The organism is Propionivibrio sp. (genome assembly GCF_041441355.1).
GTDB lineage: Bacteria > Pseudomonadota > Gammaproteobacteria > Burkholderiales > Rhodocyclaceae > Propionivibrio.
Genome location: NZ_JASDTF010000018.1, coordinates 88,570 through 103,561 on the forward strand (window position 1 = coordinate 88,570; position 14,992 = coordinate 103,561).

Sequence of the window (14,992 nt, forward strand, 5' to 3'; positions counted from 1 at the left end):
GCGGCCCGATGAACGCCTCCCACCATCAACCCCGGCAACTCGGGCAGATCCTGATCGCCAAGGGCATCCTCAGCGAGGATCAGCTACGCATCGCTTTGCTTGAGCAGATGAAGTCGAACCAGCCGGTCGGCAAACTGCTCGTCTCGCTCGGCTTCGTTTCCGAGGCCACGTTGCGCGATGCGCTGTCCGAAAGCCTGGGCAAGCAGAGCATCGACCTGTCGAACGCCATCATCGACCCTTCGGCGCTCAAACTCGTGCCGCGCGATCTGGCCAAACGCCACCTTCTGCTACCGCTCGACTTCGACGCCGCACACCTGCGGCTCACGGTCGCCATCGCCGACACCAACGACATCGTCGCCCTCGACAAGGTGCGCACCCTGGTCGACGGTCCGCTCGAGATCGACACCCTGCTCGCCGGCGAAACCGAGATCGGCCGGGCGATCGACCTGGCCTATGGTTACGAGCTGTCGATCGACGGCATCCTGAACGAGATCGAGACCGGCGAGATCGACTTCCGTGGCCTGCAGGCGTCGAGCGACGAATACAGCCAGCCGGTGGTGCGTCTGATCGACTCGATCCTCACCGACGCGGTCAAGCGCGACGCCTCCGACGTCCACTTCGAACCCGAAAGCGGCTTCCTGCGCATCCGCTACCGCATCGACGGCATGCTGCGCCAGATCCGCTCGCTGCATCAGTCGTACTGGCCCGCGATGGCCGTGCGCATCAAAGTAATGAGCGGGATGAACATCGCCGAGACGCGCGCCCCACAAGACGGCCGCATCACCCTCAACATGCGCGGGCGGCAAATCGACTTCCGCGTTTCGGCACAGCCCACGATCCACGGCGAAAACATCGTCCTGCGCATCCTCGACCGGCAGAAAGGCCTCGTCCCGCTCGAAGGCCTGGGCCTCACCGAGCGCCAACTCGATCAGCTCAAACTGATGATTGCCCGCCCTGAAGGCATCATCCTGGTCACCGGCCCGACCGGCAGCGGCAAGACGACAACGCTCTATTCGGTGCTCAACCACATCAACTCCGAGGGCGTGAACATCATGACCCTCGAAGACCCGGTCGAATACCCGATGACCCTGGTGCGCCAGACCTCGGTCGCCGAAGCCGCCAAGCTCGATTTCGCCAACGGCATCCGCTCGATGATGCGCCAGGACCCGGACGTCATCCTGGTCGGCGAAATCCGCGACGCCGAAACCGCCGAAATGGCGCTGCGCGCCGCAATGACCGGGCATCAGGTCTATTCCACGCTGCACACCAATTCAGCGATTGGTGCCATCCCGCGCCTGCTCGACATCGGCGTGCTGCCCGACATCATGGCCGGCAACATCATCGGCGTCGTCGCCCAACGCCTCGTCCGCCGCCTTTGCCCGCACTGCAAGACGCCCTACCAGGCCGAGGCACACGAAACCCGGCTGCTCTGCGGCGATCCGGACACACCGCGCCCGGTGATCTTCCGCGCCTGCGGCTGCGAACGCTGCGACTTCCAGGGCTACCGCGGCCGTTTGGCGATCATGGAAATCCTGCGCATGAACGCCGACCTCGACGAACTCATCGCCCGCCGCAGCACCGGCCGCGAAATCCGTCACCTCGCCGACCGGCAAGGCTTCATCCCGCTCGCCGACGACGGCTTGCGCCGGGTTCTCGACGGCTCGACCTCGCTCGAGGAACTGGCCCGCGTCGTCGACCTCACCGACCGCATGTAAGCCATGGCCCTCTACACCTACAAGGCCATCAGCGCAGACGGACGGCGCCTGCTCGGACGCATCGACGCACTCAACCTGGTCGACCTCGAAATGCGCTTAAAGCGCATGGAACTCGACCTGATCAGCGGTGAGCCGGTCAGCAACCGCACCCTGTTTGGCGGCAGCGGCGTGCCGCGGCGCGAACTCATCCACTTCTGCTTTCACCTTGAACTCCTGGTGCGCGCCGGCGTGCCCATCCTCGAAGGCCTCGCCGACCTGCGCGACAGCCTCGAGAATCCGCGCTTCCGCGAAATCGTCGCCGGGCTGATCGAAGCCATCGAAGGCGGACAAAAACTGTCGCAGGCGATGGCGGCGCAACCGGTGGTTTTCGACAAAGTCTTCGTCAGCCTGATCAGCGCCGGCGAAGACAGCGGCCGCCTGCCCGAAATCCTGCAAAACCTCACCGAATCGCTCAAGTGGCAGGACGAACTCGCCTCGCAGACCAAGAAGCTTTTGCTCTACCCGACCTTCGTCGGCAGCGTGGTCATCGCCGCAACCGGCTTCCTGATGGTGTACATGGTCCCGCAGCTCAAGCAGTTCGTGAAGAACATGGGCCAGGCGCTGCCGCCGCACACCCAGGCACTGTTCTTCGTTTCCGACCTGCTCGTCGCCTACTGGTACGTCATCCTGCTCGCCCTGCTCGCCCTGGCCGTCGGCGTACGCATCGCCCTGCACGTCAATCCGCTCGCCCGCCTGCGCTTCGACCGGATCAAGCTTGGTCTGCCCTTTGTCGGCGAGATCCTGCGCAAGATCATCCTTGCCCGCTTCGCCAACACGTTCTCCCTGCTCTATGCCTCAGGAATCCCCATCCTCGAATCGATCCGCACCACGCAGGGCGTGGTCGGCAACCTCGTCGTGCGGCGCGGTCTGGAACGCGTCGAGGAGCTGATCGGCGAAGGGCAGAACGTCACCGCCGCGTTCCACAGCATCGGTTTCTTTCCGCCGCTGGTCACCCGCATGCTGCGGGTCGGTGAGAATACCGGCGCGCTCGACACGGCCCTGGCCAACGTCAGCTACTTCTACAACCGTGACGTCAAGGAGTCGGTCGAGAAGGTGCAACAATTGGTTGAACCGATGCTCACCGTCCTCCTCGGCCTTCTGCTTGGCTGGATCATGCTCTCCGTGCTCGGTCCGGTTTACGACGTGATCAGCAAACTCAAGACCTGAACGACTGGCCATGCGCGCGCGACGCCTCCTCTTCCTCGGTTTGCACCAGCTCACCGCCTACCACTGGCAGGGCGGAACGCTGCACGACGAAGGGCACTTCACGATCGGCCCGGAGGGGTACGCCGAATTCGCCGCCTACCTGCGTCACCATTCGGGCAGCACCTTCATGCTTCTGGCCAACGTCGCCGAGGAAGGCTATCAGCCCGAGACCATCCCCTACCTGCAAGGGCGGGACCGACAGGCGGTGATCGAGCGCAAGCTCGGACAGTACTTCTTCGGCGCCAGCCTGGCCTGCGCCAAGTCCCTGGGCTACGAAAAGAACAAACGCAAGGACGAACGCCTGCTGCTCACGGCGCTCACCAACCCGGCCTTCTTCGCCCCCTGGCTCGCCGCGCTTGCCGAGGCCCAGGTCGCGCTGACCGGTGTCTACTCGCTGGCCCAACTCGCCCCCCTCCTGCTGCGCCGGCTGAAAATCGCAGAGCCGCGCTGTCTTGTGCTCTCCGTCCAGGACCAGAGCATCCGCCAGTCCTACCTCGAGAACGGCGAACTGCACTTCAGCCGCCTCACCCCGCTGCAAAACAGCAGCCAAGCCGGCATCGCCCAGGCCTTCGCCTCTGAGGCCGGAAAGCTGCAGCAGTACCTCACCAGCCAGCGCCTGATCGGTCGAGACCAGGCGCTCACCGCCTACGTCCTGGCGCACGCTGGCACCCACAAGGCCATCGCCACCAGTTGCATCGACACCCCGCAACTCAACTTCGTCGTCATCGACAGCACCGATGCGGCCCGCCGCACGGGGCTCAAGACGCCGCCGCCCAACAGCTTCAGCGACACGCTCTTCCTCAACCTGCTCGCCAGCGCACCGCCGGCACAGCAGTACGCCAACGACGAACAACGCCACCTCCACCACCTTGGCCAGCTGCGCGCACTCCTGCTCGGCAGCGCCACCACAGTGCTCGGCGCCTGCCTGCTCTACGCCGGCCTCCAGCTTTATGACCGCCAGGCCGTTGCCGAACGCAGCGCCGAGCTGCGCGCCGAAACCCAACTCGCCCGCCAGCGCTACGACGCCATCGCCCGCACTTTCCCGCCGATGCCCACCGACAGCGCCAGCCTGCATCGGCTGATCGAGCGGCACGCCGAACTCGAACGCGCCAGCGCGACGCCGGCCGGCCTCTACCGCGACGTTGCCCGTGCACTGCACGCCGCGCCGACGGTCGAGATCGACGGCATCGACTGGCACTTGGGCGCCCCCCGGCCAAACGATGCGCGGCCGGCGCAGGCGGCCACCCAGGCGGCACCGGCTTCGTCATCGACGACGGAAAACGCCACCCTGCGCGGCAACCTCCGCCCGGGCACGAGCAAAACACCGCGGCGCCAGCTTGAAGCCTTTGAACACTTCGTCGACGCCCTGCGCGCCAACCCCGCGCTCGAGGTCGAAGTCCAGCGCCGCCCCTTCGACATCGAGCCCGGCAAGTCGCTCAAGGGCTCGGACATCGACAGCGACGACGACAAGCCGCGCAGCTTCGTGCTGCACCTGCGCCGGAAGCCCGCCACATGAAGCTCTCCACGGCCGACCTGCCCCGCCTCCAGGCACCGCTGCTGGCCGCCTTGCTCATGCTCGCCGCCGGCGCCGCCAGCGTCCATTTCGCGCGCGATGCCGACGCTCAAGCCCGGCGCGAGCACCTCGCCGCGCAAAGCGAGCGCAACGCCGCCGAACGCCAGCTCAAGCAAGCACGTAGCGAAGAGCGACAAATCCAGCACGACGCCGCACAATTCGCCGCCCTGCAGGCACGCGGCGTGGTTGGTGCGGAAAACCGGCTCGAGTGGACCGAACTGCTGCGTGAAATCCGTGAACGCCGCCGCCTGCCAGCGCTCGACTACGAAATCGCCCCGCAGCGCCCGCTTGACCCCATCAGCGGCGACCTCGTCTTCCTCGCCAGCCCCATGCAACTCAACGCCCACTTGCTGCACGAGGAGGACCTCCTGCGCCTGCTCGACGACCTGCACCGCCAGGCCCGCCCGCTGATTCGGGTGCGCGAGTGCGCGCTCGAGCGGCTGCCGCGGGGCGCAGTCGAAAACGGCGGCAGCGCGCAGGCGCGCGCCAACCTCCGCGCCGAATGCCAGCTCGACTGGATCACCATCGGCCGCCCCGGCCCGCGCCGCCCTTGAGAACGCTCACGAGGAAGGCCATGACGACCGCCCCCCCGCGCCCCCACTTCGCTGCGCTCAGCACCCTCATCCTGCTCTGCGTCATCCCCGCTCCGGCACTCGCTGAGGACGGCCTCGGCCGCCTCTTCTTCACCCCGGAGCGGCGTCAGGCCATGGACCGCCAGCGTCAACTCAACCCTTTGGGCACAACGGAATCCGCCTCCCCGGAAACCCCGACCCTGACCATCAACGGCGTCGTCACCCGCAGCAGTGGCAAGCGCACGGTGTGGATCAACGGCGAGGCGCAACACGAAAACGACAACCTCGGCACCGTGCGTGCCCGTCCCGACCCCCGCCATCCAGGGCAGGTCAGCATCCAGCCCGACGACGCACCGCCCGCCCGCGCCGCGGTCGGCGACACCGTGCTGCGCGACACCGGCGAAACTGCACCTTTGCTCGGTGACGGGCAAATTCGCATCCACCGCGCGCAGACCGGGGTGCGATGAAGCCTCGCCTTCCCGCACGACAACGCGGCGCATCGCTACTGCTGGCGCTCTTCATCGCCATTACGCTGGCGCTAGCGTTCTCTTTCCGTCTCGGTGGCAACGAGGCAGCCAACCGCCAATTACGGACGCTCGAAGTCTTGGCACAAGCACGAGCAGCACTGATCGGCGCCGCCGCCGCTCCTCCGAACACGGGTGGTCTCGGCCTGCTGCCACTCCCCGACCTTGGATCAGTACGCAACAGCATTGCCGAAGAAGGTCGCGACGCGGGCAACTTCACCGGCAACGCCAAAAACCTCAGCGTCATCGGCCGCCTGCCCTGGCGTACACTAGGCATCGCCCCGCTGCGCGATGTCGATGGAGAATGTCTGTGGTACGCCGTTTCCGGTTCGGCACAAACCGCGCAAGCACCAGACACCTTCAACTGGGACAGCATCGGTCACTTCGAGCTGTTTGCCTCCGACGGCACCGCCACCGGCACGCGCAGCCTCACCACCGATCCGCACACCCTCCCACTGGCGCTGGTCATCGCGCCCGGCGCACCGCTCAGCGGGCAGAATCGCGCCGCCGGCGCTGATGTCGTCAAGGAGTGCGGCGGCAACTACGACGCCGCCAACTACCTCGACCCTGCCGCCGCTGACCCCCGACTAAACAACATCATCAATTACTTCAGCAACTCCGAAAACCATGCCACCGGAGATGCTTCGGCAAGCCCAAAACCCCTCGTCACCGGCTCCGTCGACGCGGTTTCCGGCAACAACCGAACGACACTGGCCAACGACCTCGTGCTGCCGATCACCGCCAAGGACATCTTCGACGTCGCCAAGCAGCGCCAGGACTTCAGGGACGACCTCAACGCCCTGATCGAAGCCCTGGTGAACGGATTTCTCAACACGCAGCCCCCCGCCACGTTGCCCGTTGCCTCAGCAAACGGAAAAGGTTTCGACGCAGTCTATGATGCGTGCAAGAACACCAACTGCAACATCAAGAGCAACAGTCGCCAATGGGCCTTGCTCAATCAATGGCGCGACAATTTTCTCTACGCCGGCGGCCCAACCGGAAGCTACACTGTAAACGGGCAATCCGGCTGTAAAGCCGTGCTGATCTTCGCCGGCGAACGCACCGCTGTACAGCAGCGCGCTGCTGCTGCGCAAAAGAGCGATCCTGCGATGTACCTCGAAAGCGCAAACGCCACCCGGTTCCCGGCCAACGGCATCTATGTCGGCGCACTTGAATACAGTGCTGCGGCCTCAAGCACTGACATCGTGCGCTGCATCGTCGGCGCCGGAGCAGCGCAAACTTCGCTGGCGGCTGATTACAACCGTTTCCAAATCCCCCTCGCCAGCCCCAGCGGCGCAGTTAACGTGATAGCCCCGAACGCTAGCGCCAGCCCGAGCGTTTCGTTCGCGCCGGCACAAGGTAATACGGGCGGCTGCCTCTGGTCACCGCTACGAATTCCGCTCGCTGGCAAGACGCTACGCGCTTACTATGAATACCAGTTCGCCTACCCGGATGCCTCCACCCTGAACGACTCCCTGCCCAAGCGCGGCTACGGCTTTACACTACAATTCGTCCGCGGAGACCTTCCGGACGCCAGCGGCGCACTTAGCGCACCCACGACCTGCGGCCGCTACGACAACCTCGGAATTCTCAGAACAAGCGACCTCTGGGGTTCTCTATCGTACATTGTCGAAACCGACATATCCCCCACAAGCGACAACAAGGACCCAGCCGGCAACCACATCGGCATCCTGAACGACGGCAGCCTGACCCACCCCGCGAAGCCAACCACCGCCTGCGATGGATCATCGACGGGCTGCGCCCCCTCGCCCGCCAACACCTTCGAGGAATCCCCACAGCCGCTCGTGCATAAGCAGCGCATCGAAATCCACACCGGTTGCAACGACACCTGCACGCAGTGCGTTCCCGCCCTGGCCGGCAGCTCGGTTTACACCAACGCCCGGGTCAGTACCTGGCTCGACTGCACCGCCTGCGCCGACGTGAGCCGCGACTTCGTCGGCAACGAACTGATTTTCACGCCCGCCAACCGGGATCTGAGTTCGGTTGGCAACTGGCAAGCTCCTAGCTGGGTATTCACGCCTGGAGCTTTCACGTACACCGGCGGGGGCGTGGCCACCCTGCCCAACAGCGCACTCACCGCCCCGGCATCCTCCGGCCGAACTTACCGCGTCCAACTCGGGCTGCGGACCGATCACGCTGGAACATTCAGCATTAGATTTGGAAATCGTACCGCCGCCCTCAGATTGAGCGAAGGCAGCGAGAGCCACGTGCTCTACCTCGACGCAAGAGGTAACGGCGCCCTCGCTCTGCTCCCGGACGCCGCTTGGCGGGGCGCACTCACCTCGGCGAGCATCAGTACGGCCAACCTGCCCAGCGCACGCCGCTGCCTGCCGTTGCCTTCCGAGATGAACAGCGTCTTCTTCGGCCTGACCGGCGGATTCACCAGCGCCCCGGCCGAGCAGGGAGCCACGGTGCGCACGCTCTACCTGCGCAGTGACTGAGCACTTCATGACGAAAAGGTACGCTGGCGGCTTGTCGCCACCCGCCAGCGCGGCTAGGATGAAGCCATGATCGCTCCTCCACCTGCCCTCCGCCCGCCGCAATCCGGTTTCACCCTCACCGAACTGGCCATCGTCCTGGTCATCGTCGCCCTGCTCACCGGGGGGTTGATGGTTTCTCTGGGCACCTCCCGCGACATCGCCAACGAAAAGGAAACGCAAAAGCAGCTGGCGACGATACAAGAGGCGCTGCTCGGTTTTGCCGTCGCACAGCAGCGTCTCCCCTGCCCCGCCGCGCCAAATGCCACGGGCGTCGAAAGCCCGATCGGCGGCAGCGGCGTTTGCACGCATCCTTACAATGGCTTCTTGCCGGGCAGCACGCTGGGGCTCGCGCCAACGGACGCGCAGGGCTACGTCGTCGACGCCTGGGGCAACCGCATCCGCTACGCGGTCACGACCGTCAGCGCGGCCAGCCCCAACCTGTTCACCACCGCCTCGGGGTTGAAGAGCCAGTGGAGCGTAGGACCGCAACCGGATTTACACGTCTGCAACACCGCTGCCGGAATCACCAACGCCGGCACGGCAAACGCTGACTGCGCCGCCAATGCCTCACTCACTGACTCTGCCGTCGCTATCATTTTCTCCACCGGCCGCACCGGCGCCTCGGGCCCGCTCGGTGCCGACGAGCAGGCCAACGTCACGGCCATCGACCGTGTCTTCGTCAGCACATCCCCCAGCCCCAACTTCGACGACCTCGTCACTTGGCTTTCGCCCAACATTCTCTACAATCGGATGATCGCCGCCGGCCGCCTGCCTTGAACACGCGGCCGGAGGAATGTACAACTTGACCGCAGCATCGGCTTGCGGTCAAATCGGCCGATCCTTTCCTGCCCACGCCCTCATGCCCTCGTCCTGCGATTTCCTGAGTGGAATCCGCAACGCCGGCTTCCTGCCGAGCGACAACGAGGAAGTGCGCCTGCAAAAATCGCTGCTCATCTTCGCCACCGGCCTGATCAGCTTCGCCTCGATGCTCTGGCTGTTCATCTACTGGCAGCTCGGCCCTCGCTTCTCCTCGACCATCCCCTTCGTCTTCCAACTGCTGCTCGTCGGCAATCTTGTCGCCTTCCTGCGCTGGCGCAAGTTCGAGCTCTTTCGCCTGACCCAGCTTTCGCTCTTCCTGTTCATGCCCTTCGTCGCGCAGTGGAGCATGGGCAACTTCATCAGCGCCAGCGGCGTCAGCCTGTGGGCGCTGCTCGCACCGATCGGCGCCGTGCTGATCGTCGGCCCGCGCGAGGCACTGGCCTGGTTCATCGCCTACCTCGTGCTGACCGCGCTCTCCGGCTTCTTTGACTTCTACCTCGCCGACGCGGCCCTGCCCTATCAGGTGCCGACGCGGATCAGCGTCTTCTTCTTCGCCCTCAACTTCGCCGCCGTTTCGAGCATCGTCTTCCTGCTCCTGCGTTTCGCGACGACCGAAAAGCACAAGATCCAGGCCCACCTCGAAGAAGCCCACCAACTGTTGCAGGAAGAACAGGCGCGCTCCGAACGGCTGCTGCTCAACATCCTTCCCGGCCCGATCGCCGAACGCCTCAAGAGCAGCAACCAGACCATCGCCGACGGCTTCTCCGACGTCTCGGTAATGTTCGTCGACATCGTTAACTTCACGCGCATCGCCGAAGGACTCAAGCCGCAGGAAGTCTTCACCATGCTCAACCGCATCTTCTCGTCCTTCGACGAGCTGGCCGAGACGTATGGGCTCGAGAAGATCAAGACCATCGGCGACGCCTACATGGTTGCCGGTGGACTCAACGACGCCTGCCACGACTACACGGCGGCACTGGTGGACATGGCGCTCGACATGCGTGACCTGCTGCAGCGCGACTTCCACGTCAATTCGCGTCACCTCGAAGTGCGCATCGGCATCGGCAGCGGCCCGGTGGTCGCCGGGGTCGTGGGTAAAAAGAAGTTCATCTACGACCTCTGGGGCGACACGGTAAACATCGCCAGCCGGATCACCGGCGAAGGCCCACCGGGCATGGTCCAGATCGATGAGCGCAGCTACCTCCGCCTGCGTGATCGCTTCGACTTCCTCAGCCCCGAGACGGTGCACCTCAAGGGCAAGGGCAACATGACCGTCTACCGCGTCGTCGGCAGAAAGCCCAACACCGCGGCTTCCGCGGCCTGATTCAGCCGGCTGCGACCGGCTCGGGCACGCCGCCCGGCGCCAGCTCGAAGACCACCCGCCCCTCCCGGTTCGCTGCCAGGTGCAGCTCGAACCCCGCCGCCGCGGCCAGGCCAGCGGCCTGGTAAAGGCCGATCCCGAAGCCGTTCGCCGACGGCACCGGCGCCCGGCACAGCCGCTCGGCGACCGCCGCCGCAACCGCATGGCCGCTGTCCCGCACCGCCAGCGCAGGCTGCGCGGGATCGAAGACCACCCGCACCCTCAGTCCGGGTTCGAGCAGTTGCTTGTAGCGTGCGTTGTCGAGCAGGTTGTCGGCGACGCTGTCGAACAACGCCGCCGGAACCACGCAAGCGTCGGTGCCGGACTGCAAGGAAAACTCGATCCACGGCAGCGGATGACGCTCACGCAAGGCCGACCACCAGACCGCCGCCGGCATTCCGCCCGCATCTCCCGTGACACCGTCCGTCGCCGTATCACCCGATGGCCGTTCCAGTTTCTCCAGGGTTTGACGCAGCCGCCCCGCGAGCAGAGGAAGCTGACGACGCACACCGGCCTGCTGCGCCTCGTCGCCGCTTTGCGCCAGAAAGCAAAGGTTGTCGAGCGACTGGAGCATGTTCTTCACGTCATGCGTCAGCCGCGCCCCGGTCTCATGCACCGCGCGCAGGTAATGCCCGCGCTCGATTTCCTGCGCGTGCCGCTTGGCCAGGTAATAGGCATTCGCGAGTTGCGTCAGCAGCCGGAAGTGCCAAAGCAGGGCTGGGCTCGGCGCTTGCGACAGGCGCAACACGAAGGACAGCGGCTGCCCCGGAAAATCGGCGCACAGCGGTCCGGTGTTGGCCTCCACACGCGTCGTTGCCTCGTCCGCGTCGACGCAGCGCACCTCCGCCACCCAGGGCAGTTCGCGCAGGGTCTCGAGCAACCGGGCGCGAAAGCGCTCCGGATCGGGCTCGCGCTCGGCGCAGTTGAGCAGCCGTTGTAACCAGGCGTCGAACGGCAAGTCGAGGTGCAGCAGCGAACGCGACAAGAGCAGGCCGAGGCCGACGAACCCCGGCCGCGGGTTCCAGGCCCAGGCGACCACCAGCAGCATCGCGGCGAGGGTCAGCAGGGTGCTGAACACCGCCTCGAGGTAGGGCACCCGGCTCACCACCACGAAGGCCAGGCTGCCGAGAACCAGCACCGCGACCAGCAGGCCGACGAGCAGGCTGTAGATCAGGTCCACCACGCCGCCGCCGGCCGGGCGCAAGGCCTGCGGGGCCGGCAGCGCGAGCATCAGCACGAACAGCAGCGGCGCCCCCAGGGCGAACGGCCGGTCGAGCACGGCGCCGAGCGGCAGATCGCCTGGAACGATGCGTGGAACGAGGAAAACGAGCAAGGCGATCAGCAGGTAGGCGAACGCCGTCAGGTAGAAAAAGCGCGTCGCCCGATGCGCGAAGAGCATCAGCCGGCCGCCGAGCAAGGCCGCGAGAACCAGCGTCCACAAGATCAGCAGCCACCAGCCGAAGAACCACGCTCCCGCCCCGACCAGGGCGAACAGAAGAAGCACGGATGCCAGCGACAGGCGCCGCTCAGTGGCGACAAAGGGCTGCCAGAGCAGGAAAAGGCCGACATCGACCAGCCAGCAGGTCAAGCCGATCGGCGAACCGGCCCCGGCCAGCAAGGCAAGGTGCAGCAAGGCCAGCAAAGCCACCAGCACCGCATGCTGGCGGGCCAGCAGGAACTGCCCCCAGCGCATCAGCCGGCCGGCGTTCACGCGCGCCCCCCGAGACGGGCTTGGAACACGCCGCGTGCGTTTTTCGACGCGAGTGTCGAAAAGCCGACAGCATGGCGCCGAAAAACGGTCGAATATGCCAAAATAAGCGGGCATGAAACGTGCATTGGATCATGTGCAAGCATCTGGCCTGTCCTCGTCGCCCCTACCGTCCGTCCGGAGTTCACCATGAAAAAGCAGCAAACGGGTTTCACACTGGTCGAGATTGCCATTGTACTCGTCATCATTGGCCTGCTCCTCGGCGGCGTGCTGAAGGGGCAGGAGCTGATCAACAACGCCAAGGTCAAGAACCTGGCCAACGATTTCCGCAGCGTCTCGACCTTCGTCTATGCCTACCAGGATCGCTTCCGCGCCTTGCCCGGCGACGACCTCGCGGCCAATACTCACGTCAACGGCGGCGTGATAGCCACCGGCCCTGCAGGTTCGGTACGCGGCAACGCGCGCATTGAAGGCGCCTGGAACTCGGCCACCGCTACCGACGAGAGTTTCCTGTTCTGGCAACATGTCCGCCTCGCCAACCTGGCGACCGGCCCGACGAACACAGCTGCCGCCGACTTCCTGCCGCGCAACAGCGAAGGCGGCCGACTGGGCGTGACAAGCAACGCCATCCTGACCAACGCGCCCCCACTGGTCGGCGGCGCCTACGCCGCCAGCTTCTACGTCTGCTCGGACGGCATTCAAGGCCGCTTTGCCCGCCAGCTCGACGTCACTCTCGACGACGGCAACACCCAGACCGGAGCCCTACGTGTCATCCCCAACGGCAACGCCAACGATGGCGATGCCACAAACGTGACTGCTGCACTGGACGGCAACCTATTTACCGTCTGCATCGCCTACTGAGCCCACGCTCCTCGACGAAGAGGCCTCCCCCGCGGAGGCTTCTTCCGTTTACCCGCCCGAAAAATCAGCCCTTGAGCAACCTCGCCTCGGCCCGCGCCAGCGCCGCGGGCGGCCCCAACAGCACGACGACGTCGCCCGCCTCGAAGAACGATTCGATGGTCGGCTCGAGCATGCGGATTGAATGGCGGCGGATACCGGTAACGTCGACGCCGAGCATGCCGAGATCGACTTCGCCCAGCGTACGGCCGACGGCATAAGCGCCTTCGGCGAGCGAAACCGTGAGCAGGCGCGGCTCTTCGGCGTCGTAGGCGTGTTCCTCGTGGTCGCTCGGCCCGTGGAAGAAACCACGCAAGGTGCGGTAGCGCCCTTCGCGCGTCTGGCGCACGCGTTTGAGCACCCGATTGATCGGCACTCCGGCGTGGATCAGCGCATGCGAGGCGAGCATCATCGCCGCCTCCAGCGTCTCGGGCACCACTTCGGCCGCGCCGGCGCGCTGCAAACGCTCAAAATCCTTTTCATCCACCGTGCGCACCACCACCGGCAGGCCGGGCGCAAGTTCGCGCGCGTGCTGCAGGATGCGTTCGGCGGCATGCGTGTCGAGGAAGGTGACGATCAGCACGCTGGCGCGCGCAACACCGGCAGCGGCCAGCATTTCGCGTTGGGTGGCGTTGCCGTAGACGACGTTCTCGCCCGCCGCGACAGCAGCACGGACGTGTTCGGGATCGAGGTCGAGCGCCACGTAATCGATGCCCTCGCCGGCCATGAAGCGGGCAAGGTTCTGACCGCTGCGGCCGTAACCGCAGATCACCGCGTGCTTTTCGACGCCGAAGGAGCGTGCGGCAAGGTTGGTCAGCTGCAGCGAGCGCAGCATCCACTCGCCGGCGGCAAAGCGAAGCACGATGCGATCGCTGTAATGGACGATGATCGGCGCCACCAGTACCGAGATGACCAGTGCTGCCAGCACGGCTTGCACGATGCTCGGCGAGGCGAGCCGGGCCTGCCAGATCTCGGAGAGCAGGACGAAGCCGAACTCGCCGCCGGCGCACAGCCACAGGCCGCTGCGCAGGGCGTTGCCGGGGCTCGAACCGAACAGGCGCGAAAGGCCGAGGACCAGGGCGAACTTGACCCCGAGGAGGGCCAGCAGCACGCCGATGACGATGAAAAAGTTGGCCAGCACCAGACGGATGTCGAGCAGCATGCCGACGGTGACGAAGAACAACCCGAGCAGGATGTCGCGGAAGGGCAGGATGTCCTCCTCAACCTGGTGCCGGTATTCGGTTTCCGAGATCAGCATGCCGGCGAGAAAGGCACCGAGCGCCAGCGACAGCCCGGCGGCCTCGCTCAACCAGGCCAGCGCCAGGGTGACAAGCAGCACGTTGAGCATGAACAGCTCGGCTGACTTGCCGCCGGCGACGAAGAAGAACCAGCGGCTCATCAGGCGCTTGCCGAAGAACAGCACCACGGTCAGCAAAAGCACGGCCTTGACGCTGGCCAGCCCGAGCATGAACGCCAGCTTCTCGGGCGGCTGGGCGAAGGCCGGGATCAGCACCAGTAGCGGGACCACCGCGAGGTCCTGGAAGAGCAGCACGCCGACCACCTCGCGCCCGTGCGGCGCGTCGAATTCGAGACGGTCGCCCAGCAGCTTGACGAGCACCGCGGTCGAGGACATCGCCAGCGCCCCGCCGAGGGCCACGCCGGCCTGCCAGCTCAGCCCCGTGAGCAACGCCAGCCCCAGCGCCACGCCGATCGCAGTCAGCACCTGCAGCAGCCCGAGCCCGAAGACGATGCGCTTCATCGCGTACAAACGCGGCAAGGAAAACTCGAGGCCGATGGTGAACATCAGGAAGACGATGCCGAACTCGGCCAGATGGCGGATGCCGGCGGTGTCGTCGACGAGGTGCAGGACGTGCGGACCGAGCAGGATGCCGACCAGCAGGTAGCCGAGGATCGACGGCATGCCGATGCGGCGAAGCATGACGACGGCAAACACCGAGGCGGCGAGCAACAGGAGGATGGCGGGCAGGGAATCCATTCTGGCTTGACCAGCAAAAAGGCTCGGAGTTCGTCTACAGGCAGCGCCCCGCCGCCGGGCCGGCGCAGGTGGGGCTTCTGCT

At 65.6% G+C, this 14,992-nt stretch carries 11 protein-coding genes; 9 read left to right on the top strand and 2 right to left on the bottom strand.

Features of this window, described 5'->3' with window-relative positions; translation table 11 throughout:
• The first annotated feature begins 8 nt into the window (after positions 1 to 8).
• The 8 genes from QMB55_RS06115 (at position 9) to QMB55_RS06150 (ending at position 10,273) form a co-directional block, all read left to right on the top strand.
• Positions 9 to 1,715 carry a GspE/PulE family protein gene (locus QMB55_RS06115; RefSeq protein WP_497587793.1) on the top strand — a complete coding sequence of 569 codons (1,707 nt, stop codon included), beginning with the start codon at positions 9 to 11 and terminating at the stop codon, positions 1,713 to 1,715.
• Positions 1,716 to 1,718: 3 nt separating this feature from the next.
• Entirely contained in the window at positions 1,719 to 2,921 is a 1,203-nt protein-coding gene (locus tag QMB55_RS06120; RefSeq protein WP_497587794.1) for a type II secretion system F family protein, read from the top strand.
• A gap of 10 nt (positions 2,922 to 2,931) precedes the next feature.
• Entirely contained in the window at positions 2,932 to 4,476 is a 1,545-nt protein-coding gene (locus tag QMB55_RS06125) for a hypothetical protein (RefSeq protein WP_497587795.1), read from the top strand.
• A complete protein-coding gene (locus QMB55_RS06130) occupies positions 4,473 to 5,087 on the top strand; it encodes a hypothetical protein (protein WP_497587796.1) in 615 nt (204 codons plus the stop codon). The genes QMB55_RS06125 and QMB55_RS06130 overlap by 4 nt, the downstream gene beginning before the upstream one ends.
• Before the next feature lie 20 nt (positions 5,088 to 5,107).
• Entirely contained in the window at positions 5,108 to 5,572 is a 465-nt protein-coding gene (locus QMB55_RS06135; protein ID WP_497587797.1) for a hypothetical protein, read from the top strand.
• Positions 5,569 to 8,091: a hypothetical protein gene (locus QMB55_RS06140; RefSeq protein ID WP_497587798.1), complete on the top strand. Its 2,523-nt coding sequence runs from the start codon at positions 5,569 to 5,571 to the stop codon at positions 8,089 to 8,091. The genes QMB55_RS06135 and QMB55_RS06140 overlap by 4 nt, the downstream gene beginning before the upstream one ends.
• Positions 8,092 to 8,157: 66 nt before the next feature.
• The gene (locus QMB55_RS06145) at positions 8,158 to 8,907 is read left to right on the top strand and encodes a type II secretion system protein (RefSeq protein ID WP_497587799.1); all 750 of its coding nucleotides are present in this window, start codon (positions 8,158 to 8,160) and stop codon (positions 8,905 to 8,907) included.
• 82 nt (positions 8,908 to 8,989) lie between these two features.
• Entirely contained in the window at positions 8,990 to 10,273 is a 1,284-nt protein-coding gene (locus tag QMB55_RS06150) for an adenylate/guanylate cyclase domain-containing protein (RefSeq protein WP_497587800.1), read from the top strand.
• 1 nt (position 10,274) lies between these two features.
• On the opposite strand, the gene QMB55_RS06155 is transcribed toward QMB55_RS06150, so the two are convergent.
• Positions 10,275 to 12,020: a histidine kinase gene (locus tag QMB55_RS06155; protein ID WP_497587801.1), complete on the bottom strand. Its 1,746-nt coding sequence runs from the start codon at positions 12,018 to 12,020 to the stop codon at positions 10,275 to 10,277.
• A 186-nt stretch (positions 12,021 to 12,206) separates the two neighbouring features.
• Here QMB55_RS06155 and QMB55_RS06160 point away from each other — a divergent pair, with 186 nt between their 5' ends.
• Positions 12,207 to 12,878 (top strand): prepilin-type N-terminal cleavage/methylation domain-containing protein, encoded by a 672-nt coding sequence (locus QMB55_RS06160; RefSeq protein WP_497587802.1) that lies wholly within the window; start codon positions 12,207 to 12,209, stop codon positions 12,876 to 12,878.
• A gap of 64 nt (positions 12,879 to 12,942) precedes the next feature.
• Here the strand turns inward: QMB55_RS06160 and QMB55_RS06165 are convergent, their stop codons facing one another.
• Entirely contained in the window at positions 12,943 to 14,910 is a 1,968-nt protein-coding gene (locus QMB55_RS06165) for a monovalent cation:proton antiporter family protein (RefSeq protein WP_497587803.1), read from the bottom strand.
• Between the last annotated feature and the right edge of the window lie 82 nt (positions 14,911 to 14,992).

What these genes read in the sequence shown, in the direction of transcription:
- QMB55_RS06115 (WP_497587793.1), top strand. Translation starts at nt 9, where the DNA reads ATGAACGCCTCCCACCATCAACCCCGGCAACTCGGGCAGATCCTGATC.
- QMB55_RS06120 (WP_497587794.1), top strand. Translation starts at nt 1,719, where the DNA reads ATGGCCCTCTACACCTACAAGGCCATCAGCGCAGACGGACGGCGCCTG.
- QMB55_RS06125 (WP_497587795.1), top strand. Translation starts at nt 2,932, where the DNA reads ATGCGCGCGCGACGCCTCCTCTTCCTCGGTTTGCACCAGCTCACCGCC.
- QMB55_RS06130 (WP_497587796.1), top strand. Translation starts at nt 4,473, where the DNA reads ATGAAGCTCTCCACGGCCGACCTGCCCCGCCTCCAGGCACCGCTGCTG.
- QMB55_RS06135 (WP_497587797.1), top strand. Translation starts at nt 5,108, where the DNA reads ATGACGACCGCCCCCCCGCGCCCCCACTTCGCTGCGCTCAGCACCCTC.
- QMB55_RS06140 (WP_497587798.1), top strand. Translation starts at nt 5,569, where the DNA reads ATGAAGCCTCGCCTTCCCGCACGACAACGCGGCGCATCGCTACTGCTG.
- QMB55_RS06145 (WP_497587799.1), top strand. Translation starts at nt 8,158, where the DNA reads ATGATCGCTCCTCCACCTGCCCTCCGCCCGCCGCAATCCGGTTTCACC.
- QMB55_RS06150 (WP_497587800.1), top strand. Translation starts at nt 8,990, where the DNA reads ATGCCCTCGTCCTGCGATTTCCTGAGTGGAATCCGCAACGCCGGCTTC.
- QMB55_RS06160 (WP_497587802.1), top strand. Translation starts at nt 12,207, where the DNA reads ATGAAAAAGCAGCAAACGGGTTTCACACTGGTCGAGATTGCCATTGTA.
- QMB55_RS06165 (WP_497587803.1), bottom strand. Translation starts at nt 14,910, where the DNA reads ATGGATTCCCTGCCCGCCATCCTCCTGTTGCTCGCCGCCTCGGTGTTT.